Source organism: Paraburkholderia sp. (genome assembly GCF_028283785.1).
Taxonomy (GTDB): Bacteria; Pseudomonadota; Gammaproteobacteria; order Burkholderiales; family Burkholderiaceae; genus Paraburkholderia.
Genome location: NZ_JAPWKB010000013.1, coordinates 427,204 through 449,047 on the forward strand (window position 1 = coordinate 427,204; position 21,844 = coordinate 449,047).

Genomic DNA, 21,844 nt, shown 5'->3' on the forward strand with positions numbered 1-21,844 from the left:
GATAAAATCGGACGATCCGTCGAGGATTGAGCAATCGACGGCAAGTTCGGCGCCGCGCCCGTGGCAGCGCGCCCGGCCCGTCTCGCAGAACCGTAGAAAGGCCCGCGATGAGAAAGAAAACGGAAGAAAAACGCCAGGCAATCGTGGATGCCGCGTTCGAGGTATTCAGTGAAGTCGGTTTCGAACAGGCTTCGATGTCCGAGATCGCGGCACGCGTCGGCGGATCGAAAGCCACGCTGTACGGCTATTTCGAATCGAAGGAAGAGATGTTCTTCGAGGTGATGATCGAATCCGCCGCCGACGAAGTGAAGGCCGCGTTCGCGTTGCTCAAGATCTCGGTGCCCGCGCGCGACACGCTGACTGCCTTCGGCAAGCACTATCTGATGGCGATCCTGAAGCCGCAACTGCTGTCGGTGCGGCGTCTGGCGAACCATGAAGGCGGACGCTCGCCGCTCGGCGCGCTGTTCTACGAACGCGGTCCGAAAGTCGGCTGGCTGATGGTCGCTGAATACGTGCAGCAAGCGATCGCCGCCGGTCAACTGCGCGAATGCAACGTGACGGTCGCGACCGCGCATCTGCGCGCGTTGTACGAAGCGGAATTGCTGGAACTGTGTCTGCTCGGCGTGAGCGTCGATACGTCCACACGCAATATCTCCAAGGTGGTCCAGCGCGCGGTGGATGTGTTCATGGCCGCCTACGGCGTCGCGCCTGCCGCAGACGCTTAGGTCCTACGACACTCAGGCACACACACGCGGGAGGCGGCGCTGAAAAATGATGGGTTTCCGTCAGATGCGCCCACCGTCCGGATTCGATGCCAGGTTCCATATGGAATGAAAATTCCATATTTATCAATCGTGCAATTTACATTGCAAGCAATCCGAACGTCTCTTATATTGGGAACAACGCCGCCTGCTTCGATAACGCGGCGATCGTTCAGGAGACGAACGTGAACAGCATCGATGCAGTTTCCGCTACGCCGCAGACCATCGTCGCGGCACTCACCGACGGTCCCGGCGCGATCCGGATTCGCGGCGCGTTCAGCGCAGATCAGATTGCCGACGCACGGCGCGTCGTGATGGCGCATTCGGAAGACCGCGCGCAAACCGTCACGCATTTTCAGGGGCAAGCGGCGGAAGATCAGCGCTTGCATCTGCAACGACGCGTGTGGAATCTGCTCGCGAAAGGCGCGGTATTTTCAGCGATGAGCGAGCATCCGCTGATCGTCGATGCGATGCGGCTTTTTCTCGGCGCGGATTTCATCATGGGCTCGATCGCGGCGAATCGCATCCTGCCGGGCGGCCCTGGACAGGAACCGCATATCGACTACCCGTACTGGGATCTGCACGCGCCCGACACCTTTCCGCTCGGCATCAATTCGAGCTTTCCGCTCAACGCGCAAGTGACGATACCGCTCGATCCGTTTACGCCCGAAACCGGCGCCACGGCTTTCGTGCCGCATACGCAGCATGCGCTGCGCTATCCGGGCGAAGCGGACGCGTTCTATGAACGGTGCGAACGAATGGAAGCCGAACCGGGCGACGTGGTGATTTTCTTCGGCGCGACGTGGCATTGCGCGATGCCGAATCGCAGCGACCGCGACCGCAGCGCGGTGCTGATCCAGTATTTGCCGAAATTCGTGAAGCCGATGGAAGATTTGCGCGCGATGGTCGGCGAAGGCTTCGTGCAACGCGCCAGTCCGACCATGCGTCAGTTGCTCGGAATGAATTTTCCGTATCCGCAGAATCTGGACGCGATCGAGAGCGCGCGTAACGCGGAAGGACGCAAAGGCGCAATGCGGTGAGGCGCGCTTGATGCGATAGCGCGCCTCACTCGACAATGTTGCCTGGAACCGCGTTCGCATGCCGACCATCACGCTGCGCCCGCCTTCCGGCGCGATGTCACGCACCACCGAACTGGCGTAGCGAATCTCCTCATTGGTCAGATTGCCGCCGCGCACGTACGCCATCCAGTCGGTCGATCCAACGTGGAATTTGCACGTGAGAATCAAACCGGGCGACGTGTACCCCGCCGTCGGCAAGTCGTCATCAGGCACGCGGTGCTGGCTCCATGCGTGCACCACCCGCGCGCGCGCCGAATCGGCCATCGCCGTCTTCCAACAAAAACCGCTGCCTTGCAGCCTGCGACGCCTCCTTCCCTACCCAAACTCTCGCGCAATGTTGTACGACGTCCTATCAATAAAGTCGTCAAAACTGGAGCGCAACGCGTAGAGATTCGCGATTGTTACCCGTTTATCTACGGGTAAATGCCTAATTGAAATTAAGCTCGGCATCGAAGATAGTACGTCATCATACGACTTGCTCAAGTCGCGGCCTCTGCCGTTCAGCATGGAGACATCCGGTTTGCGCCGCTTGCACACGTGCCCCACGCGCACCCAAGGCCGCAATGCTGTAAAGGAAACCGATGAAAAAGATTGCCCTCAGTGGCGCCGGCGGCCAGCTCGGCACCGTGGTTCGAAGCGCGATGCTCAAGCGCGGCGTTGCATTGCGCTCGGCGGGCGGCATGAAGCCGCTCGTGCCGCTCGTCGATGGTGAAGATGTGATGAATGGCGATCTGTCCGATCCGGCCGTGGTCGATCGCCTGCTCGACGGCGTCGATGTGCTGATCCACTTCGCCGGCACCAGCGTCGAGCGTCCGTTGCCGGAGATCATCGACAACAACCTGCGCGCGCTAGTCGAAGTATATGAAGGCGCGCGTCGTCACGGCGTGCGCCGGATCGTGTTCGCGAGCTCGAATCACGCGATCGGCATGTATCCGGTCACCGAGAAACTCTCGCTCGATTGCGAACTGCGCCCCGACGGCTTTTACGGCCTGAGCAAGGCGTGGGGCGAATCGCTGGCGCGCATGTATTGGGACAAACACGGTATCGAAAGCATTTGCGTGCGGATCGGCAGCTGCGTCGAACGCCCGACCGAGCCGCGCCATTTGAGCACCTGGTTCGGTCATCAGGATCTGATGCATTTCCTCGACCGCTGCGTCGTCGCGGAAAACATCGGCTTTATGGCGATCTGGGGCGTGTCGGCGAACACGCGCAGCTGGTGGGACAACAGCGGCGCCGAACGGCTCGGCTATCAGCCGACGCAAGACGCCGAAGCTTGGGCGACGGAGATCCTCGCCGGCCCGAACCCGCTCGACGCGCTCGGCCAGCGCTTCCAGGGCGGCAGCTTCGTCGGACTGAGCTACACGCGCGACGACCGCGACGCCCCCGCCTCGCTTCAAGCCAGCTGACCGGCCGCAGCGCCACACATCACACGCATCACACACGATCGAACATCACAGCATCAAGAGTAAACGACGAGGAGACGACGTCATGAAGATCAAAGGAATCCGTTGGTGGATGGTGAGCCTGGTCGCGGCCGGGCTGATCATCAACTACCTTGCGCGCAACACGCTGTCGGTCGCGGCACCGACGCTGATGAAGGACCTCAACATCACGACCGCGCAGTACGCGCACGTCGTGGTCGCGTGGCAGTTGTGCTACGCGTTCATGCAGCCGGTCGCCGGCTTCCTGCTCGACACGGTCGGCACCAAGATCGGCTTCGCGGCGTTCGCGCTGGCATGGTCGCTGGCTTGCGCGGCGGCCGCATGGTCGACCGGCTGGCAAAGCCTGGCGTTCTTCCGCGGCATTCTGGGGATCGCCGAAGCGGCCGGCATTCCGGCCGGCGTCAAGGCCACCACCGAATGGTTTCCGGCGAAAGAACGCTCGGTGGCGATCGGCTGGTTCAACATCGGATCGTCGGTCGGCGCGCTGCTCGCACCGCCGCTGGTCGTCTGGGCATTGCTGCACGGCGAATGGCAACTGTCGTTCGTGCTGGTCGGCGTGTTCGGCGTGATCTGGACCGCGGTGTGGATGCTGCTCTACAAGCACCCTCGCGATCAGAAACTGCTCGGCGATAGCGAACGCGATCACATCCTGAGCGGCCAGGAAGCCAAATACGCGGACTCCGCCACCACCAAGCGCAGCTGGATGGACATGCTCGGCAGCCGTAATTTCTGGGCGATCGGCATTCCGCGGATCCTGTCGGAACCGGCATGGCAAACCTTCAACGCATGGATTCCGCTGTACATGATGACCGAGCGTCACATGAACCTGAAGGAAGTCGCGCTGTTCGCATGGATGCCGTTCCTGGCCGCCGATATCGGCTGCGTGCTCGGCGGTTATCTGAGCCCGCTGTTCCACAAGTACGCGAAAGTATCGTTGTTCACGTCGCGCAAGCTGGTGTTCGTAGTCGGCGCGCTGTGCATGGTCGGACCGGCATGCGTCGGTCTCGTGGCCAGCCCGTATGCAGCGATCGCGCTGCTGTGCGTCGGCGGCTTTGCGCACCAGACCTTGTCGGGCGCACTGTATGCGATCACGTCCGACATGTTCGGCAAGAACGAAGTCGCTACCGCGACCGGCATGGGCGGCATGGCCGGATACCTCGGCGCGGCAGCGTTCACGGCGATCTTCGGCGTGCTGGTCACGCAGATCGGATATAGCCCGCTGTTCGTCGTGCTGGCCGTGTTCGACATCATCGCCGCCGTGGTCGTGTGCCTGCTGGCACGCAGCAGCGACCGCGCACCGGAACAACGCTGGATGGCGGCTGGCGCCACGGCGAAGTAACACCCGAATCGCGGCGCGCTGTTAAAGCGAACCGCCGACACTCGCCGCAATGGCCGGGAAATTTCCCGGCCATTGCGCGTTTACGCTGCCGGATTCGTTGACTGACGCGTCGTCCGCTTTACGTCACGTGCTCACGTCGCCCGTCGGTTCGCGCCCTGCCCCGGACTTTGTCCCAGATCCTGCACCATTTGCGCGGCCAGAAAATCGCAGGTCGGTCGATTCGACTGCGCGCTGCGCGCAACCACGATCTCCAGCGGCGCAATCTCGGGCAAACCGTGCGCCTCGCCCAGCACCGCGAAACGCGACGGTACGCTGCACCGCGCCAGCGCCACCACCGCCAGCCCCGCATCCACCGTCGCGATCAGCCCCATCAGACTCGCGCTCGTATACGCCGCCCGATAGCGCACCCCGGCGGCGTCGAGCGCCGCCAGCGTATTCACCCGACACGCACAGTCCGGCTCGTACAGCCCGACCGGCAACGGCGACTCGGCCAGCACCGGCGTATCCGTCGATTCCCCGACCCACACGATCGGCTCGGCCCGCACGAATTCGCCGCGCAGTTTGCGGTCACGCGTGACGAACGCCAGATCGATCCGGTTGTCCGCGAGCATCGGCGCGAGCGCAGTGCTTTGCGCGCACACGATCTCGATTTCCACGTGCGGAAAAAGCCGGGAAAACCGCCGCAACACCGGCGACAGCAGCGAGCCGACGTAATCGTCCGGCGCGCCCAGCACCACGCGCCCCGCCACGTCCGGCCGCACGATCGCCGACCACGCTTCCTCATGAAGCGCGATCATCCGCCGCGCGTATTCGAGCAAGGTCGCGCCCGTGCGCGTCAGCGCGAGATTACGGGTGTTGCGTGCGAACAGCGTGGTGTCGAGCATGGTTTCCAGCCGCTTCACCTGCATGCTGACCGCCGCCTGCGACCGATGCACGGTCGCCGACGCCTTGGTGAAACTGCCCGTATCCACGACCGCCACGAACGTGCGCAGCAGATCGACGTCGAATTCCGGATGCATGATTTATTAGCCGCGCTGATGGAATTGCTCAATTTAATTCGTTTGTGCGTAGGCCGCAACTCGCGAATACTGGGCCGCTCAACGAAGGAGACGCCCGATGCCGATGACCCCAAGCCGACAAGGCGCCCTCAGCCTCGCGAGCGGCGGCTTGCTGATGGGCACGCTCGGCGTGTTCGTCGAACAGGCGCGGCTGGACGCGATGACGCTGGTGTTTTTCCGCTGCCTGTTCGGATTCGCGTCGCTGGCCATCTACTGCACGTGGAAAGGCTTCTTCACGCGCCGCGCCTTCACGCGACGCACCGTCGGCTGGGCGCTGTTCAGCGGCGTGTTGATGGTCGTCCAGTGGATCTGGTTTTTCGATGCGATTCACCGCACCAGCATCGGCGTCTCGACGGTCGTGGCGCATGTGCAGCCGTTTTGGGTCGTGCTGATCAGCGCGGCGCTGTTCCACGAACGTCTCGGCGCGGACCGCCTCGGCTGGATCGCGACCGCGTTCGTCGGCCTGACGCTGGCCTCCGGCGTGATCGCCGACGACACCTGGCGCGGTCACCCTGATTATCTGACCGGAATCGGCGAGGCGCTGGCCGGCTCGGTGCTGTACGCCTGCACGACGCTGATCGCGCGTCATCTCACCGAATTGCGGCCGCATTTGCTGACGCTGATGCAATGCGCGGTCGGGATTGTCGTCCTGCCGTTTTTCGCGCCGCTGACCCGCGTCCATATCGACGCGTCGCAATGGTTCTGGCTGATCGGCATGGGCGTGTTCCACACCGGCCTCGCCTATGCGCTGATCTACGGCGCGCTGCCGAAGCTGACCACGCCGGTGATCGCGGTGCTGATGTTCGTGTATCCGCTGACGGCGATCGTGGTCGATGCCGTGGTCTACGGGCGCGCATTGTCGCTGCCGCAGCTTGGCGGGATGGCGTTGATCGTGGTCGCGAGTCTGGGTGTGAATCTGGGGTGGCCGCTGCTGTCGGCGCTCACGCGCGCCGGTTCGCGGACGAGGTGTTCGGCCGGTGAAAAGGGCTAGCGCCACGCACAAGCGCAAAGAGCACCTGAAGCAACATTCGCATAAAGCAAAAAGGCGATGCCCGTGCATCGCCTTCTTTATTGCACGCGCAAAAGCGCTTAGAACTTCTGCAACAGCGCGACCCGATACACCATCTGGTTGCCCGACGACGACAGATCGTTCGAGCCGACGATATGCGCGACATCGAGTTGCGTGCCCGTCGTGCCGTTCGTGTGCTGCCATGCACCTTCGACATACACCGACGTGCGCTTGCTCAGCGAATAGTTCAGCATCATCGACACCTGATGCCAGTTCGGGCTATCGCTGCCCGCGCCGCGATTCAGCTGGCCGTGGGTGAACGTGTAAGCGCCAATGACCGACAGGTCGGGCCGGATGAAATACTGGCCGTTGATTTCGATGTTATCGAATTTCCACGACGCCCAAGGCTGCGTGCCGATATCCGACACGTACACGGACGAAGTCGGATCGTCGACCAGCGTATGCGAATACGCCAGCGCAACGCTCGCGTTGTTCGCGAAGGTCCATTTCACGCCCGCGCCGAGATTCTGCTGCGACGAACCGGTAAACACGCCGTCGGTGCCGACTGCGCCGCCGACGGTCGAACCGCCGTTGCTCTGCCGCGTGTACGCGACCGCCGCCGACAACGGGCCGTCCGCGTAGCTCGCGCCCACGCTGTACGCGCGATTCGCCGCGAAATTGGTCGCATTGCTGAACCCGTACACGGCTTCGGCCTGGAAGCCGTGCAGAATCGGCGTGACGTATTTCACCGTGTTGTTCAGCCGGTAATCGTAGTCGGCGTTGTCGTTGTCGAACGGATGCGCGGCGAGATCGCCGATATAGTTACCCGCCGCCGTGAACGGACTCCACATATCGACCATCGCGTCGTATTGCCGTCCGAACGTCACCGTCCCCAAGCTTTGCGATGCAAGCCCCACGAACGCCTGACGGCCGAACAGCCGGCCGCCTTCGTTCAACGCGCCGCTATTCAGGTTGACGCCGTTCTCCAGCGTGAAGATCGCGCTCAGACCGCCGCCCAGATCCTCGACGCCTTTCAGGCCAAAACTGGTCTCCGCCGTGTCGCCGCTCACCATTGAAAATGCATGATGTCCGGCCGCATTCGTCGTGAAGTTCAATCCGTCATCGAGCACACCGTACAGCGTGACGCTGCTTTGCGCGCGGGCGTCGTTTGCGAGCATCGTGACAGCGAGTGCGAGAGTGGACATCAGCAGGTTTTTCTTCATTATTGCCCTCGTTCTTTAGATTGATTTCACGTTGGGATGCGTGTTGCGGGTCGCCGTCCACACACAGAAAAGCCCTTTAAAAAAGGGCTTTTCCGAATGACGCACCAGCGTTCCGCGCTCGCGGACCCGTCATCGCCCAATCAGGTTCTCCGGCCAGAATTGGTACGGTCCGTTCATTTACGACGTCCAGTTGTCCTTATGCGACTTTCTTCGCATTCCGGCCTGTTTTTCAGACCGATCGACGCGTTTTTATTGATTGACCGTTCAATATAAAAAACCTACCATCGGCTCCAGATCACTGAAATAAAGCTCGATGCCATGCCCAAGCTAGGAATGCGTGAAATCCGGCGCGCCCAACTGATCGACGCCACCTTGCTCACCATCGACGAAGCCGGTCTTGCCGGCACCACGCTCGCCACGGTGGCGCAACGCGCATCGATCTCGACCGGCATCGTCAGCCACTATTTCGGCGACAAGGACGGCCTGCTGGAAGCCACCATGCGGCATGTGCTGCGCGAGTTGTGGCAAGCCACGTCGAAGCGTCGCCGTGCAGCGCGCTCCGGTCCGCGCGGAAGATTGCGCGCAGTCGTCGCGGCGAACTTCGATGCGGTTCAGGTCAGCGCGCCGGTCATGAAAACCTGGCTCGCGTTCTGGTCGGAAAGCATGCACAAACCCGCATTGCGGCGGCTGCAATACGTGAATACGCGCCGTCTGTTTTCGAATCTGTGCGTGGACTTTGCAGCGGTGTTGCCGCGCGCGGCGGCACGTCGTGCGGCCACCGGGCTGGCTGCTTTGATCGACGGCTTGTGGCTGCGCGGCGCGTTGTCGGGCGAACCGCTCGACACCAAAGCGGCGCTGCGTCTCGCAAACGACTACATCGATCTGATGCTCGACGCCCACAACCCGTAAGCGCGCAAGCGGTGACACCGAAATTCGTCACCGGTCACGCAGCGACACCACTCATCCGAAGGAAGCGTCATGTCCGTATTCGATACGCAAGCTCTTTACATCGGCGGTGCTTACGTCGATGCAAGTTCCGGCGAGACCTTCACCACGATCAACCCCGCCACTGGCGAGGTCCTCGCGCACATCGGCCAGGCGAGCGCCGCCGATATCGACCGCGCGGTGCAATCCGCCGCCGACGGTCAGCGCGAATGGTCCGCGATGACCGCGATGCAGCGCTCGCGCATCTTGCGTCGCGCGGTAGACCTGCTGCGCGAACGCAACGACGAACTCGCCGCGCTCGAAACCGCCGACACCGGCAAACCAATCGCCGAAACGCGCGCGGTCGATATCGTCACGGGCGCGGACGTGATCGAGTACTACGCGGGCCTCGCCACCGCCATCGAAGGCCAGCAGATTCCGTTGCGCGCATCGTCGTTCGTCTACACGCGGCGCGAACCGCTCGGCGTCTGCGCGGGCATCGGCGCATGGAACTACCCGATCCAGATTGCGTGCTGGAAGTCCGCGCCCGCGCTCGCGGCCGGCAACGCAATGATCTTCAAGCCAAGCGAAGTCACACCGCTGAGCGCGCTCAAGCTCGCGGAAATCTATAGCGAAGCGGGTGTGCCCGCAGGCGTATTCAATGTCGTGCAAGGCGATGGGCGCGTCGGCGCATGGCTGGCCGCGCATCCGCGCATCGCGAAGATTTCGTTTACCGGCAGCGTCGAAACCGGCAAAAAAGTGATGTCGCTCGCGGGTCAATCGTCGTTGAAGGACGTGACGATGGAACTCGGCGGCAAGTCGCCGCTGATCGTATTCGACGACGCCAATTTAACCCGCGCCGCCGACATCGCGATGACCGCGAATTTCTTCAGCGCCGGTCAGGTCTGCACCAACGGCACGCGCGTCTTCGTGCAGCGCAGCGTGATGCCCGCGTTCGAAGCGCTGATACGCGAACGCGTTGGACGGATTCGCATCGGCGCACCGGATCACGCCGACACCAACTTCGGCCCGCTCGTCAGCGCGGCGCAACTGGACAAGGTGCTCGACTACATCGCAAGCGGCAAGGACGACGGCGCGCGTCTCGTCGCCGGTGGCGAGCGGCTCACCGACGGCGCGTTCGCCGCGGGTCTGTACGTCGCGCCGACCGTGTTCGCCGATTGCCGCGACGACATGCGCATCGTGCGTGAAGAGATTTTCGGGCCGGTGATGAGCCTGCTTACCTTCGACACCGAAGACGAAGCGATCGAACGCGCCAACGCCACCGAATACGGCCTCGCCGCAGGCGTCGTCACGGAAAACCTGTCGCGCGCGCACCGTGTGATTCACCGGCTCGAAGCCGGCATTTGCTGGATCAACACATGGGGCGAGTCGCCGGCGGAAATGCCGGTAGGCGGATACAAACAGTCGGGCGTGGGCCGCGAAAACGGCATCACGACACTCGAACACTACACGAGCATCAAATCGGTTCAGGTCGAACTGGGCCCGTATACGCCGGTGTTTTGAGGAGCGTGACATGAGCCCGAACGAATACGACTACATCATCGTCGGCGCGGGGTCGGCGGGAAACGTGCTGGCGTCGCGCCTGACCGAAGACGCGGACGTCACGGTCTTGCTGCTCGAAGCGGGCGGCCCCGACTATCGCTTCGATTTCCGCACGCAGATGCCCGCGGCGCTCGCGTTTCCGCTGCAAGGCCGCCGCTATAACTGGGCATACGAAACCGAGCCGGAACCGCATATGAACCATCGCAGGATGGAGTGTGGACGTGGCAAGGGTCTGGGCGGTTCGTCGCTGATCAACGGCATGTGCTACATCCGCGGCAATGCGCTCGATTACGACGGCTGGAGCCGGAACCCCGGCCTCGAAGACTGGCGCTATGCCGACTGTCTGCCGTATTTCCGCAAGGCCGAGACGCGCGATGCCGGTCCCAACGCATATCACGGCGGCGACGGTCCGGTTCACGTGACGACCAGCAAGCCGGACAACAATCCACTGTTTGCCGCGATGGTCGAAGCCGGTGTGCAGGCGGGCTATCCGCGCACCGACGATCTCAACGGTTACCAGCAGGAAGGTTTCGGGCCGATGGACCGGACCGTGACCGCGAACGGCCGTCGCGCGAGCACGGCACGCGGCTATCTGGACATCGCGAAGCAGCGCGACAATCTGCGCATCGTCACGCATGCGGTCACGGATCGCGTGCTGTTCTCGGGCAAGCGCGCGATCGGCGTCGCGTATCTGCACGATGACGCACGTCACACCGCGCATGCGCGCCGCGAGGTGCTGGTGTGCAGCGGCGCGATCGCGTCACCGCAACTGCTTCAGCGCTCGGGCGTCGGACGCGCCACATGGCTTCGCGAGCTCGATATTCCGCTGGTGCTCGACTTGCCGGGCGTCGGCGAGAACCTCCAGGACCATCTGGAGATGTACATGCAGTACGCATGCAAGGAACCCGTTTCGCTGTATCCCGCGTTGCAATGGTGGAACCAGCCGCAAATCGGGCTCGAATGGCTGGTGAAAGGCAGCGGGATCGGCGCGAGCAACCAGTTCGAAGCGGGCGGTTTTATCCGCACTCGCGACGACGATGCATGGCCGAATATCCAGTATCACTTTCTGCCGGTCGCGATCAATTACAACGGCTCGAACCCGGTCAGGATGCACGGCTTTCAGGCGCACGTCGGTTCGATGCGTTCGCCGAGCCGGGGCCGCGTCAAACTCAAATCGCGCGACCCGAATGCGCATCCGGGCATTCTCTTCAACTACATGTCCGACCCGCTCGACTGGCGCGAATTCCGCGACGCGATCCGCATCACGCGCGAGATCATCCGGCAACCGGCGCTAGACCGGTATCGCGGCCGCGAACTGAGTCCGGGCGCCGAACTCGTCACCGACACGCAGATCGATACGTTCGTGCGGCAGCGCGCCGAAACCGCTTACCACCCGTCGTGTTCCTGCAAGATGGGTTACGACGACATGGCCGTGGTGGATACGGAAGGACGTGTGCACGGTCTGGACGCGCTGCGCGTGGTCGATGCGTCGATCATGCCGCAGATCACCACCGGCAACCTGAATGCGCCGACCATCATGCTCGCCGAGAAAATCGCCGACCGGATCCGTCGACGCACTGCATTACCGGCCGACTCAACGCCCTATTACGTCGCGAACGGCGCAGCCGCGCGACGCCCCGAAACCGCACCCGCCTGACCCGGCACGCACGCTTCCTGGTCGCAACCGGGAAGGCATCGATTCGTTTCGCTCGCGAATATCTCCCGTACTACGTCATCCAGTCAGTCGTTCAACTCTAACGGAAAACCCATGAAACGTACCTTGTTTGCGTCGCTGTGCGTGCTGTTCGTGTCGAGTGCTTTTGCCGGTGAAGCAGCCACCTGCCGCGACGTCCGCTTCGCGGATGTCGGCTGGACGGATATCGCCGCGACCACGGGTCTGGCATCGACGGTACTGTCCGGACTCGGCTACAAGCCGACCAAAACCCTGGCCTCGGTGCCGATCACGTTTGCGGGCGTGAAGAGCAAACAGATCGACGTGTTTCTCGGCTACTGGTCGCCGACGATGGACCCGATCATCGATCCGTTCCGCAAAGCCAACCAGCTCACCGTATTGCCGACGCCGAACCTGACCGGCGCGAAGTACACGCTGGCCGTGCCGGACTACGCGTACAACACGGGCATCAAGACCTTCAGCGACATCGCGAAGCATTACGACGAGCTCGACGGCAAGATCTACGGCATCGAACCGGGTAACGACGGCAATGCGTTGATCAAGAAGATGATCGACAGCAACCAGTTCGGGCTCGGCAAGTTCAAGCTGGTCGAATCGAGCGAAGCGGGCATGCTGGTGGAAGTGAATCGTGCCGTTCGCGCGAAAAAGCCGATCGTGTTCCTGGGCTGGGAACCGCATCCGATGAACGTGCAGATGAAAATCGACTATCTGTCCGGCGGCGACGATGTGTTCGGGCCGAACTACGGCGAAGCGAAAGTGTTGACGGTGACGCCGACCGACTACGCGGCGCGTTGCCCGAATGTCGCGAAACTGATCGCGAATCTGCACTTCACGACCGACATCGAAAATCACGTGATGCTGCCGATCATGAACAAGACCGATCCGAACCAGGCCGCGCGCGACTGGCTGAAGGCGAATCCGGCCGTGCTCGACAAATGGCTGGCCGGCGTGAAGACCTTCGACGGACATGACGGTTTGAGCGCGGTGAAAGCGTACGTCGCGGCGAAGTAAGCGGAACCCACGGGCGGGAACGGCGGCGCTGCCGCGTCAACCGTTTCCGCCCGGTTCCGGATCAGCTCAAAGCGGCGTCAGCAACGCCTCGCCGGCAAAATGCCGCTGGGCATTGGCGATGAAATTCTGCACCGAGCCCGCGATCGCTTCCGGCGAGCGTCCGCCGACATGCGGCGTCAACACGACGTTGCGCATCGGCATCAACGCTTGCGGCGGAAGCGGCTCGCTCTCGTACACGTCGAGCCCGGCACCGGCAATCTTGCCTGCGTCGAGCGCCGCCGCCAGTGCCGCCGTATCGACCACGCTGCCGCGCGACACGTTGACGACGAAACCCTGCGGCCCGAGTGCGTCGAGCACCGCGCCGTCGATCAGATGCTGGGTGCTCGCCCCGCCCGGCGTCGCGACGATCAGGAAATCGCACCACGCCGCCAGCCCGACGATACTGTCGAAATAGCGCAGCGGCGAGCCGTCCTTCGGCTTACGGTTGTGATAGCCGACCTCCATGTCGAAGCCCGCGCCGCGTCGCGCGACCTTCTCGCCGATATTGCCCAGACCCGCGATCCCGAGCCGCTTGCCCGACACGCCCGGCAACAACGGCAAGCCGTCGCGCCAGACGCCTTCGCGCGTCATCCGGTCGAGTTGCGGTATGTTGCGGACCACTGCGAGCAGCAACGCGAATGCGTGATCGGCGACGCAATGGTCGTTGGTGCCCGCGCCGTTCGCGAGCCCGATACCGCGTTCGCGGGCGCGGTCGATCGCGAGATTTTCGTAGCCCGCGCCTAGCGCACTGACGAATTCGAGTTGCGGCATCCGGTCGATGTCGTCGGCGCTGAGGCCGGTCGTGCCGTTGGTCAGCACCACGCGGATCGTCGCGCCATGCGCGTCGATCGCGGCCGCGCGCTGCGCGGAATCGGGTGCGTAGAGGATCTCGAAGTGGGCTGCGATGCTGGCGAGGCTGTCGTCGTCGAGCACAATCAGGATCAGCAGGGAAGGCTTCATGAAAGGACGCGTAAGTTGAAATGCAGCATGGATATCAGCGTGAAAGCAACGCACGAACCGTCCGGTCGCACCGCGATTTATCATCCCCGAACGGCGAGTCGCCAGTGTAGCCCGTGGGCTCGGCGCGTGCGCGCGATGGATGCATCGCGCGCACGATCTGCCTAAAGAAGCGGCACGGAATCGCGTCGGCGTATCGTCCGAAGCAAGCTTCTTTTTACCGAGCCCAAACGCACCGTAAAATAGCCGCACTCTCGACTCTGGATTCGTCATGCTGGACACTCTTCGTAAGCAGGACGGGACGCACGGGCCCTCGGCGGCACGCGACGACTCGGAAATGTTCGATCTCGCACCGGTCTCGTTGTGGCTCGAAGACTTCAGCGGCGTGCGCGCGCTGTTCGACGGCTGGCGTGCCGAAGGCGTCACCGATCTGCGCGCCCATTTCGGCGAGCATCCGGAACGCGTCGCCCAATGCGCCAAAGCCATTCGCCTGATCAAGGTGAATCGCAAGACCCTGACGCAGTTCGAAGCCGCGGATTTCGCCGCGCTGACCGACAATCTCAGCGCCGTGTTCCGCGACGACATGCTGAAGACGCATCTCGAAGAGCTATGCCAGCTGTGGGCCGGCCAGTTGCACTTCACCAGTCAGACGGTCAATTACACGCTCGGCGGACGCCGGCTCGACGTGCTGCTGAAAGGCGCGGTGCTGCCCGGCCACGAAGACGCGTGGGATCGCGTGCTGGTGTCGGTCGAGGACATCACCGAACTCGAAGGCGCCCGGCATCGTGTCGGCCTGGCCGAAACCTACTCGCGCGGTCTGTTCGAGCATTCGCCGGTCTCGCTGTGGGTCGAAGATTTCAGCGCGGTCAAACGCCTGCTCGACGACGCGCGCGCCGCCGGTATCTCCGATTTCCGCACGTTCACCGACGTCCATCCGGAGTTCGTCGAACGCTGCATGGCCGAAATCCATGTGCTCGACATCAACCGCCACACGCTGGAGATGTTCGCCGCGCCGGACAAGAAAACCCTGCTCGCGCGCTTGCCCGACGTGTTCCGCGACGATATGCGTCCGCATTTTCGCGAGCAGCTGATCGACCTGTGGGACAAGAAACTGTTCCAGCAGCGCGAGGTGCTGAACTACTCGCTCGACGGCAATGAGGTGCATGTGCATCTGCAATTCTCGGTGCTGCCGGGTCATGAAAGCCGCTGGGATCTGGTGCTGGTCGCGCTAACGGACATCACGGCGCGCAAGAAGGCCGAAGCGTATCTGGAGTTCCTCGGCAAGCACGACGTGCTGACCAAGCTGCGCAACCGCTCGTTCTATGTGGACGAACTGAACCGGCTCGAACGGAAGGGGCCGTTCCCGGTCACGGTGATCATGGCCGACCTGAACGGCCTGAAACGCATCAACGATCAGCTTGGTCATGCGGCCGGCGACGGCCTGTTGCGGCGCGCCGGCGAAGTGCTCGCGAAGGCGCTGGAGTCGCCGTTCCACGCGGCGCGGATCGGCGGCGACGAGTTCGCCATCCTGATGCCCGGCACCGACGAACGCGGCGGCGCCGCGATGATCGAGACGATCCGTCAACTGGTCGATCTGAATAACCAGTTCTATCCGGGCACGCCGTTGAGCTTTTCGATGGGCGCGGCCACCTGCCCGCGCGAAGAACGCCTCGAAGCGGCCGTGCAGCGCGCCGATCTGCTGATGTACGAAGAAAAGCGCCAGCACTACGCGACCGAATCGAACGGCCGCCGCGTCGACGATCCCGCTTCGCGCGATTGACGGACCCGCGCGTCATTCAGCGCGCCATTCATAGTGTTGCCTGACACGAACAGGAACCGCCGATGCTGTCGCACACCTGCCTGGGCGTCACCGATTTCGAACGCGCGTTCGGCTTCTATGCCGCGTTGCTGCGCGAACTCGATCTGCACCTGAAGTTTCGTGACGACGCCGCGCCGATGGCGGCCTGGATGGCGGCGGACGCGCCGCGTCCGCTGTTCGTGATCGCTGCGCCGTTCGACGGCGCAGCGCACGAGCCCGGCAACGGCCAGATGCTCGCGCTGCTTGCGAACAGTCGTGCAACGGTAGATCGCGCGCATGCTGTGGCGCTGGCGCAAGGTGGGAGCTGCGAAGGACCGCCGGGTCTGCGGCCGCACTATCACCCGGATTACTACGGCGCGTATTTCCGCGACCCGGACGGCAACAAGCTCTGCGTGTGCTGCCACGAACCGGACGCGTAAGCGAAGAACACGACGCCGCGCCGGCCACCGAGCAACTCAGCAACCCAGCAGCTCAGCCCGCCGTCACGTAGCGCGCAGGCCGGACCGCCACACGCGGCGGCGGCGGTGCATCGAACACGGTGCGCATCCGTTTGACTTCATCGACCGGGCTCAGACCGAACAGCCGCTTGAACTCGCGGCTGAACTGCGACGCGCTTTCATAACCGACACGCGCCGCCGCCGCCCCCGCATTCAGACCGTCCTGCACCATCAATAACCGCGCGTGATGCAGACGCGTGGTCTTCACGTATTGCATCGGCGACGTGGACGTCACCTGTTTGAACTGCGCATGGAACACGGCGAGGCTCATGCCGGCTTCCCGCGCGAGCGTATCGACGTCGAGTTCGCCGTGATAGTCGGCATGGATGCGTCGCAGCGCTTTGGCGATCCGTCCGAAGTGATGCTGATGGGTCAACGCCGCGCGAATCGCGTCGCCCTGTTCGCCGGTCAACACGCGATAGCAGATCTCGCGGACGATCGCGGGCGCGAGGATCCGCGCGTCGAGCGGCGATGCCAGCGCTTCGAGCAGACGCTGCACGGCGTCGCTGAGCGTCGGATCGAGCGGTGTCGAATAGAAGCCGCGCGCTTCGTCGTGCGACGCGCCGTGCGTATCGTTCAGCGCCATCAGCAGTTCGGCGATCAACGACATATCGAGCCGCAACGACAGGCCGAGAAACGGCTGGTCGGCGCTTGCATGCGTTTCGCATTCGAACGGCAACGGCACCGACATCACCAGATACTGCTGCGCGTCGTATTGAAAGACCTGCTCGCCGATATACCCGACCTTGCGCCCCTGACACACGATCACGATGCACGGTTCGTACAGCACCGGCATGCGCGGCATCGACCGGTCGGCGCGCAACAGCCGCACGCAATCGTGGCTGGTGTGGGTGTGGCCCTGACCGGGCGCAAGTGTTGCGAACAGCTCGACCATGCGCGCCTGCGCAGCCGATGCATACGCGTGGTTAGCGGATGCGTCGGCGTCGGCTGCGGCGCCGATGGAGGTTGCGGAAATCGCTTCGAGCGGGTTGGATGATGTCGCTTGCATGACAGAAGCCTGTTCAAACTGGGAGAATCAGGCTCGAAATTTAGCACCGATTGACTCGCTGTGCGCGCGGTCCAGAGAAATAGGCAAACCTTCGAGATATTCAGGTATTCCCTACGTGTTACCCGATGCTTACTATGGGAACCCTGCCGGATCACCCATTTCACACACCGCGTCGCGATCGACACCAGGGTATCGAACCCGCCGTCGTGCCGACCCATCGGCTCAGCCGCGGTTGCCTGAATCTGCCGTGTGATCCCGCTTAGAGGCACGCGCACCGCTTGCGATGCACGATATTCCCCGCATCAAGCGATCTATTGCCGGTGTGCGTTTTGCCGATCTTCCCCACCTCTGGAGCCACGATGACCACTACTTACGCCTACGCTGCGACCGACGCCCAAGCGAAGCTCGCCCCGTTCGAATTTCAGCGTCGCGCTCTCCGTGAGCACGATGTCCAGATGGAAGTCCTGTTTTGCGGCGTCTGCCATTCCGACCTGCACACCGCGCGCAACGAGTGGAAGAACACTATTTATCCGGTTGTGCCGGGCCATGAAATCGTCGGTCGCGTAACGGCTGTCGGCGCGGGTGTCACCCAGTTCAAAACCGGCCAGCTGGTCGGCGTCGGCTGTATGGTGGACTCGTGCCGCACGTGCCCGAGCTGCGCCGAAGGCCTCGAACAATATTGCGAAAACGGCTTTGTCGGTACGTACAACGGCAACGATCGCGAAACCGGCGATCTGACTTACGGCGGCTACTCGACGCAACTCGTCGTCGATGAAGCGTTCACGCTGCGCGTGCCGGAAAACCTCGATCCGGCCGGTGTCGCGCCGCTGCTGTGCGCCGGCATCACCACGTATTCGCCGCTGCGCGAGTGGGGTGCGGGTCCGGGCAAGAAGGTCGGCATCGTCGGTCTGGGCGGCCTGGGTCATATGGGCGTGAAGCTCGCGCGTGCAATGGGCGCGCACGTGGTGCTGTTCACCACGTCGCCGTCGAAGATCGAAGACGCGAAGCGCCTCGGCGCGCATGAAGTGGTGATCTCGAAGAACGCAGACGAAATGGCCGCGCATGCGAACAGCTTCGACTTCATTCTGAATACGGTCGCCGCGCAACACGATCTGAACCCGTTCCTGAACCTGCTGCGTCGTGACGGCACGATGACGCTGGTCGGCGCACCGGAACACGATCACCCGTCGCCGCAAGTGTTCAACCTGATTTTCAAACGCCGCCGCCTGGCGGGTTCGCTGATCGGCGGGATCGCGGAAACCCAGGAAATGCTCGATTTCTGCGGCGAGCACGGCATTACGTCGGACATCGAGATGATCAAGATGCAGGACATCAACGAAGCGTACGAACGGATGCTGAAGAGCGACGTGAAATACCGCTTCGTGATCGATATCGATTCGATGCGGCAGTAACGGCAGCGGCAGTCCCTACCCTGTGAAGTTCAGGTAGTCCCTTCCGCTGTCACGGCCGGCCGCACATCCGCGGCGGCCGGCCGTGACGCAAGACGCCGCATTCGTGCGGCGGCACGTCCCGTTCCCGCCTCGTCGTACCTCAACGCTTCAGCCAAGCCGTACCGACACGCCTGATTCCATCAGCGCGTGCGTCCGCTGTTTGCTTCCAGTTCAGGAGATTGCCCGTGATTGACCGTATTCACGCAATGCGCACCTTCGTGCGAATCGTCGATACCCAGAGTTTCACGCGCGCCGCCGAATCGCTCGACATGCCCCGTGCGACCGCCACCACGCTGATGCAGAGCCTTGAAGCGTTGCTCGGCACGGCCTTGATGATCCGCACGACACGCCGTCTGAGCCTGACCGAAGAAGGCGCGTCCTATTACGAACGGTGCGTGCAGATTCTCGCCGATATCGACGAGATGGAAGCGAGCCTGCGCCAGAATTCCGACACGCTCGGCGGACGGCTGCGCGTCGAAATGCCGGGCGCGCTGGCGACGTCGCTGGTGCTGCCCGCGCTCGACGATTTTCACACGCGCTATCCGAACATCGACCTGGCGATCGGTGTCAGTAACCGCACCGTCGATCTGGTCGCCGAGGCGATCGACATCAGCATCCAGACCGGCGAGCTGCCCGATTCGGGGCTGATCGCGCGACGTCTCGGCACGCTCGAACACGTGACCTGCGCGAGCCCGGCGTATCTCGAACGACACGGCACGCCGACCGGTCTCGCCGATCTGAGCGGCCACGTTGCAGTGAACTGCATGTCGCCGCACAACGGTCGCGCGGTGGATTTCGATTTCGACGTAGGCGGCGAAACGTTGAACGTGAAAGTGGAAGGCTTCGTGAAAGTCAGCGACGAACTCGCGTATCTGACCTGCGGTCTGCAAGGGCTCGGATTGATCCAGCCGTCGCGGATCGCGGCGCAACCGTATCTGGACTCGGGTGCGTTGCGCGAAGTGTTGCCGCAGTGGAAGCCGGTGCCGATGCCGGTGTCGGTGGCGTATGTGAAGAACCGGCGTGTGTCGCCGCGTGTCCGGGTGTTCGTGGACTGGCTCGCGCAATTGTGCGAACAGGCCGCGCATATCGATCAGGACCTGTCGCGCGTGCGTCAGTTGATGCGCGGCCAGCGACCGGCGCAGACGACCGGCACGGCATCCACCGCGCAAACCGGCCAGCGCGGACGGCCGCGCGCGACGCCGGCGCTCTAGTCTGCCGCGCGTCGTTCATCGGAGAGATGCCGGTGGGTCAGTTGGCGCGCGTGCCAAGCACGAGGATTTGCCACGACCTCAGCGCCGACGACGTGGCCGACGAAGGATCGACGGCATCGACAACCTGCAGCTTCCAGGTGCCCTTCGACCGTTCGTCGAGAAACGCGTTACTGGCAGTCAGTCCGATGTCGAATTCGTCGCCGAGCAAGCTGCTAGCGCTCAACGCCGGCGCGATGATGCTGCGCGTGCCCGACGGCCACACCAGCATGATTCTTACATTGCCTGGCGTGCGGTGTGTTGTCTTGACGCGCAACTGGACCGTTTCGATCGTGAGGTCGTCTTCGACGGTGATGGCTGCGAAGCCCGCATCGTCGCTGCGATAGGGAATCGCGACGGGCGGGCCGTCGTAATTGTGCCAACGCGGCTGCACCAGCGCGGGCAACGGCTTGAAACGGCGCGCGAGATCGACGGCGGCACTCGCATCGACGAGGCCAAAACCGTAGCGGTTACTGAATGCGCGGCCGGCCGCGTTCGTCACCCAACCACCGTCGACAGTGAAGTCGTTCCATCGGATACCCGCTTCCAATGGCTGGATTTTTCGCGCCGTTGTCGCGAGGATGTATTTGATCTCCCGCCACCCCAGCGATGGGTTCACCTGCAGCATCATCGCAATGACGCCACTGACCATCGGCGCAGCCGCCGACGTGCCGGTCATCACAGCCATGTAGTTGCAGCTTTTGTCGACCGGCGAGCGCGAGCCGAAGTCCAGCGCGTTCACCGCTACACCGTCTTTATTCACACCCTTGTCGCAACCCATCACATCTGTCGACGTGACCGCGGGGGCGAAGAACGCCTCCGGAAGCCGCGCTGCCTTCTCAGGCAACGCCCCGGCTTTCAGCGCATACGCACGCTGGTGGCCCGACTCGCCGCCTGGCGCCGCGACCCACAATACCGATCCCGTGGACGCATACGACGCGTTCCTTCCCGCTGCGTTGACCGCACCGACCACCAGCACGCCAGGTAACGCGTTAAACGCTTCCGCATTGGCCGGCATGCATCCGGCGCCGCTGGCGCGGGTGGCCGCCGTGCATTCGGCGATAGATCGGCCGCCGTTTTCGATATAACCGTTGCCCGCCGCCTTGATGATCAGCGGCAAGGTCGGCTTCGTCAACATGTCGAAGTCGGCATCCGCGCCGTCCATAGCGAACGGCATGTAGCCGGCGGTAGGCATTCCCTCGCTGTTGTTAATTACGCGCGGCACGGGTTGCGTGTGTACACCCGGCGCCTGCATGTCGAGCAATTTCGCCCCCGGGGCGACGCCGCGGCCGCCTTTGCCGTTAAGCGCGACAGCTGCGATGATGCCCGCCACCGCCGTCGTGTGGGCGTCCGCCTGCGATTGAGGCGCCGCACCGCCGCCGTCTTTCAGCACCAGGTTGGCCATCAGGTCTTCCTGCAGCGGATCGATCGAACCGGGTTCCATCACGCCCACTACGACGCCCTTCCCGGTGACGCCCTGCTCGAACAGCACACCCATATTCAGATCGACGCCGGCAACCGGGCGGATATCGGCGAACACCTGTTGACCTGTATTTCGCAAATGCCACTGATATTGATAAAGCGGATCGCCAGCCCCGAGATCGGTCTGCCCGTGACAGCAGGACAGCAACAACGTCACGCCCATTCCTGCGCACTACTTGCAGCCGATCCAAAACCTTTTAAAAACATTTATCAATTTTCTAATCCTAACTATTTTTCACAG

The 21,844-nt window shown here is 63.0% G+C and carries 18 protein-coding genes and 1 pseudogene; 13 read left to right on the forward strand and 6 right to left on the reverse strand.

Annotated features, from left to right (window positions below; translation table 11 throughout):
* Positions 1-107 precede the first annotated feature (107 nt).
* On the forward strand, positions 108-725 hold the full coding sequence (locus tag PW947_RS15925; protein ID WP_299633290.1) for a TetR/AcrR family transcriptional regulator: 618 nt from the start codon (positions 108-110) through the stop codon (positions 723-725).
* A 221-nt stretch (positions 726-946) separates the two neighbouring features.
* Positions 947-1,801: a phytanoyl-CoA dioxygenase family protein gene (locus tag PW947_RS15930; RefSeq protein WP_299633291.1), complete on the forward strand. Its 855-nt coding sequence runs from the start codon at positions 947-949 to the stop codon at positions 1,799-1,801.
* Positions 1,802-1,846: 45 nt separating this feature from the next.
* Here PW947_RS15930 and PW947_RS15935 read toward each other — a convergent pair.
* Positions 1,847-2,092, reverse strand: a pseudogene (locus tag PW947_RS15935) (TonB-dependent receptor); the annotation flags it as partial.
* A gap of 329 nt (positions 2,093-2,421) precedes the next feature.
* Between PW947_RS15935 and PW947_RS15940 the strand changes: the two are divergent.
* Positions 2,422-3,246 (forward strand): NAD(P)-dependent oxidoreductase, encoded by an 825-nt coding sequence (locus tag PW947_RS15940; protein ID WP_299633292.1) that lies wholly within the window; start codon positions 2,422-2,424, stop codon positions 3,244-3,246.
* Between the two features lie 82 nt (positions 3,247-3,328).
* The gene (locus tag PW947_RS15945; protein WP_299633293.1) at positions 3,329-4,621 is read left to right on the forward strand and encodes an MFS transporter; all 1,293 of its coding nucleotides are present in this window, start codon (positions 3,329-3,331) and stop codon (positions 4,619-4,621) included.
* Between the two features lie 131 nt (positions 4,622-4,752).
* Here the strand turns inward: PW947_RS15945 and PW947_RS15950 are convergent, their stop codons facing one another.
* Positions 4,753-5,640, reverse strand: a complete 888-nt coding sequence (locus PW947_RS15950; RefSeq protein ID WP_299633294.1) for a LysR family transcriptional regulator — start codon at positions 5,638-5,640, stop codon at positions 4,753-4,755.
* 97 nt (positions 5,641-5,737) lie between these two features.
* On the opposite strand from PW947_RS15950, the gene PW947_RS15955 reads away from it, so the two are divergent.
* Positions 5,738-6,670, forward strand: a complete 933-nt coding sequence (locus PW947_RS15955; protein WP_299633295.1) for a DMT family transporter — start codon at positions 5,738-5,740, stop codon at positions 6,668-6,670.
* Between the two features lie 98 nt (positions 6,671-6,768).
* On the opposite strand, the gene PW947_RS15960 is transcribed toward PW947_RS15955, so the two are convergent.
* Positions 6,769-7,911 (reverse strand): porin, encoded by a 1,143-nt coding sequence (locus PW947_RS15960; protein ID WP_299633296.1) that lies wholly within the window; start codon positions 7,909-7,911, stop codon positions 6,769-6,771.
* Between the two features lie 318 nt (positions 7,912-8,229).
* Here PW947_RS15960 and betI point away from each other — a divergent pair, with 318 nt between their 5' ends.
* The 4 genes from betI to PW947_RS15980 all read left to right on the forward strand — a co-directional run bounded on the left by betI (position 8,230) and on the right by PW947_RS15980 (position 13,102).
* Complete coding sequence (gene betI, locus PW947_RS15965) at positions 8,230-8,820, forward strand: transcriptional regulator BetI (RefSeq protein ID WP_299633297.1); 591 nt, start codon at positions 8,230-8,232, stop codon at positions 8,818-8,820.
* Between the two features lie 69 nt (positions 8,821-8,889).
* Positions 8,890-10,359: a betaine-aldehyde dehydrogenase gene (betB, locus tag PW947_RS15970; protein WP_299633298.1), complete on the forward strand. Its 1,470-nt coding sequence runs from the start codon at positions 8,890-8,892 to the stop codon at positions 10,357-10,359.
* 10 nt (positions 10,360-10,369) lie between these two features.
* Positions 10,370-12,055 carry a choline dehydrogenase gene (betA, locus tag PW947_RS15975; RefSeq protein ID WP_299633299.1) on the forward strand — a complete coding sequence of 562 codons (1,686 nt, stop codon included), beginning with the start codon at positions 10,370-10,372 and terminating at the stop codon, positions 12,053-12,055.
* A gap of 111 nt (positions 12,056-12,166) precedes the next feature.
* Positions 12,167-13,102: a choline ABC transporter substrate-binding protein gene (locus PW947_RS15980; RefSeq protein WP_299633300.1), complete on the forward strand. Its 936-nt coding sequence runs from the start codon at positions 12,167-12,169 to the stop codon at positions 13,100-13,102.
* A 66-nt stretch (positions 13,103-13,168) separates the two neighbouring features.
* On the opposite strand, the gene PW947_RS15985 is transcribed toward PW947_RS15980, so the two are convergent.
* Positions 13,169-14,101 (reverse strand): 2-hydroxyacid dehydrogenase, encoded by a 933-nt coding sequence (locus PW947_RS15985; RefSeq protein WP_299633301.1) that lies wholly within the window; start codon positions 14,099-14,101, stop codon positions 13,169-13,171.
* Between the two features lie 268 nt (positions 14,102-14,369).
* Here PW947_RS15985 and PW947_RS15990 point away from each other — a divergent pair, with 268 nt between their 5' ends.
* Both PW947_RS15990 and PW947_RS15995 read left to right on the forward strand, forming a co-directional pair.
* Positions 14,370-15,878 (forward strand): sensor domain-containing diguanylate cyclase, encoded by a 1,509-nt coding sequence (locus PW947_RS15990; RefSeq protein WP_299633302.1) that lies wholly within the window; start codon positions 14,370-14,372, stop codon positions 15,876-15,878.
* A 62-nt stretch (positions 15,879-15,940) separates the two neighbouring features.
* Positions 15,941-16,336: a VOC family protein gene (locus PW947_RS15995; RefSeq protein ID WP_299633303.1), complete on the forward strand. Its 396-nt coding sequence runs from the start codon at positions 15,941-15,943 to the stop codon at positions 16,334-16,336.
* Between the two features lie 52 nt (positions 16,337-16,388).
* Here PW947_RS15995 and PW947_RS16000 read toward each other — a convergent pair whose 3' ends face one another.
* Positions 16,389-17,309 (reverse strand): AraC family transcriptional regulator, encoded by a 921-nt coding sequence (locus tag PW947_RS16000; RefSeq protein ID WP_299633334.1) that lies wholly within the window; start codon positions 17,307-17,309, stop codon positions 16,389-16,391.
* A 473-nt stretch (positions 17,310-17,782) separates the two neighbouring features.
* On the opposite strand from PW947_RS16000, the gene PW947_RS16005 reads away from it, so the two are divergent.
* Both PW947_RS16005 and PW947_RS16010 read left to right on the forward strand, forming a co-directional pair.
* Positions 17,783-18,835 (forward strand): NAD(P)-dependent alcohol dehydrogenase, encoded by a 1,053-nt coding sequence (locus tag PW947_RS16005; protein WP_299633304.1) that lies wholly within the window; start codon positions 17,783-17,785, stop codon positions 18,833-18,835.
* Positions 18,836-19,059: 224 nt separating this feature from the next.
* The gene (locus tag PW947_RS16010) at positions 19,060-20,085 is read left to right on the forward strand and encodes a LysR family transcriptional regulator (RefSeq protein WP_299633305.1); all 1,026 of its coding nucleotides are present in this window, start codon (positions 19,060-19,062) and stop codon (positions 20,083-20,085) included.
* 37 nt (positions 20,086-20,122) lie between these two features.
* On the opposite strand, the gene PW947_RS16015 is transcribed toward PW947_RS16010, so the two are convergent.
* Entirely contained in the window at positions 20,123-21,682 is a 1,560-nt protein-coding gene (locus PW947_RS16015; RefSeq protein ID WP_299633306.1) for a S8 family serine peptidase, read from the reverse strand.
* Between the last annotated feature and the right edge of the window lie 162 nt (positions 21,683-21,844).

Bases quoted from the DNA above. Each gene is read 5' to 3' on its own strand.
- PW947_RS15925 (WP_299633290.1), top strand. From the start codon at position 108: ATGAGAAAGAAAACGGAAGAAAAACGCCAGGCAATCGTGGATGCCGCG.
- PW947_RS15940 (WP_299633292.1), top strand. From the start codon at position 2,422: ATGAAAAAGATTGCCCTCAGTGGCGCCGGCGGCCAGCTCGGCACCGTG.
- PW947_RS15945 (WP_299633293.1), top strand. From the start codon at position 3,329: ATGAAGATCAAAGGAATCCGTTGGTGGATGGTGAGCCTGGTCGCGGCC.
- PW947_RS15950 (WP_299633294.1), bottom strand. From the start codon at position 5,640: ATGCATCCGGAATTCGACGTCGATCTGCTGCGCACGTTCGTGGCGGTC.
- PW947_RS15955 (WP_299633295.1), top strand. From the start codon at position 5,738: ATGCCGATGACCCCAAGCCGACAAGGCGCCCTCAGCCTCGCGAGCGGC.
- PW947_RS15960 (WP_299633296.1), bottom strand. From the start codon at position 7,911: ATGAAGAAAAACCTGCTGATGTCCACTCTCGCACTCGCTGTCACGATG.
- betI (WP_299633297.1), top strand. From the start codon at position 8,230: ATGCCCAAGCTAGGAATGCGTGAAATCCGGCGCGCCCAACTGATCGAC.
- betB (WP_299633298.1), top strand. From the start codon at position 8,890: ATGTCCGTATTCGATACGCAAGCTCTTTACATCGGCGGTGCTTACGTC.
- betA (WP_299633299.1), top strand. From the start codon at position 10,370: ATGAGCCCGAACGAATACGACTACATCATCGTCGGCGCGGGGTCGGCG.
- PW947_RS15980 (WP_299633300.1), top strand. From the start codon at position 12,167: ATGAAACGTACCTTGTTTGCGTCGCTGTGCGTGCTGTTCGTGTCGAGT.
- PW947_RS15985 (WP_299633301.1), bottom strand. From the start codon at position 14,101: ATGAAGCCTTCCCTGCTGATCCTGATTGTGCTCGACGACGACAGCCTC.
- PW947_RS15990 (WP_299633302.1), top strand. From the start codon at position 14,370: ATGCTGGACACTCTTCGTAAGCAGGACGGGACGCACGGGCCCTCGGCG.
- PW947_RS15995 (WP_299633303.1), top strand. From the start codon at position 15,941: ATGCTGTCGCACACCTGCCTGGGCGTCACCGATTTCGAACGCGCGTTC.
- PW947_RS16000 (WP_299633334.1), bottom strand. From the start codon at position 17,309: ATGGTCGAGCTGTTCGCAACACTTGCGCCCGGTCAGGGCCACACCCAC.
- PW947_RS16005 (WP_299633304.1), top strand. From the start codon at position 17,783: ATGACCACTACTTACGCCTACGCTGCGACCGACGCCCAAGCGAAGCTC.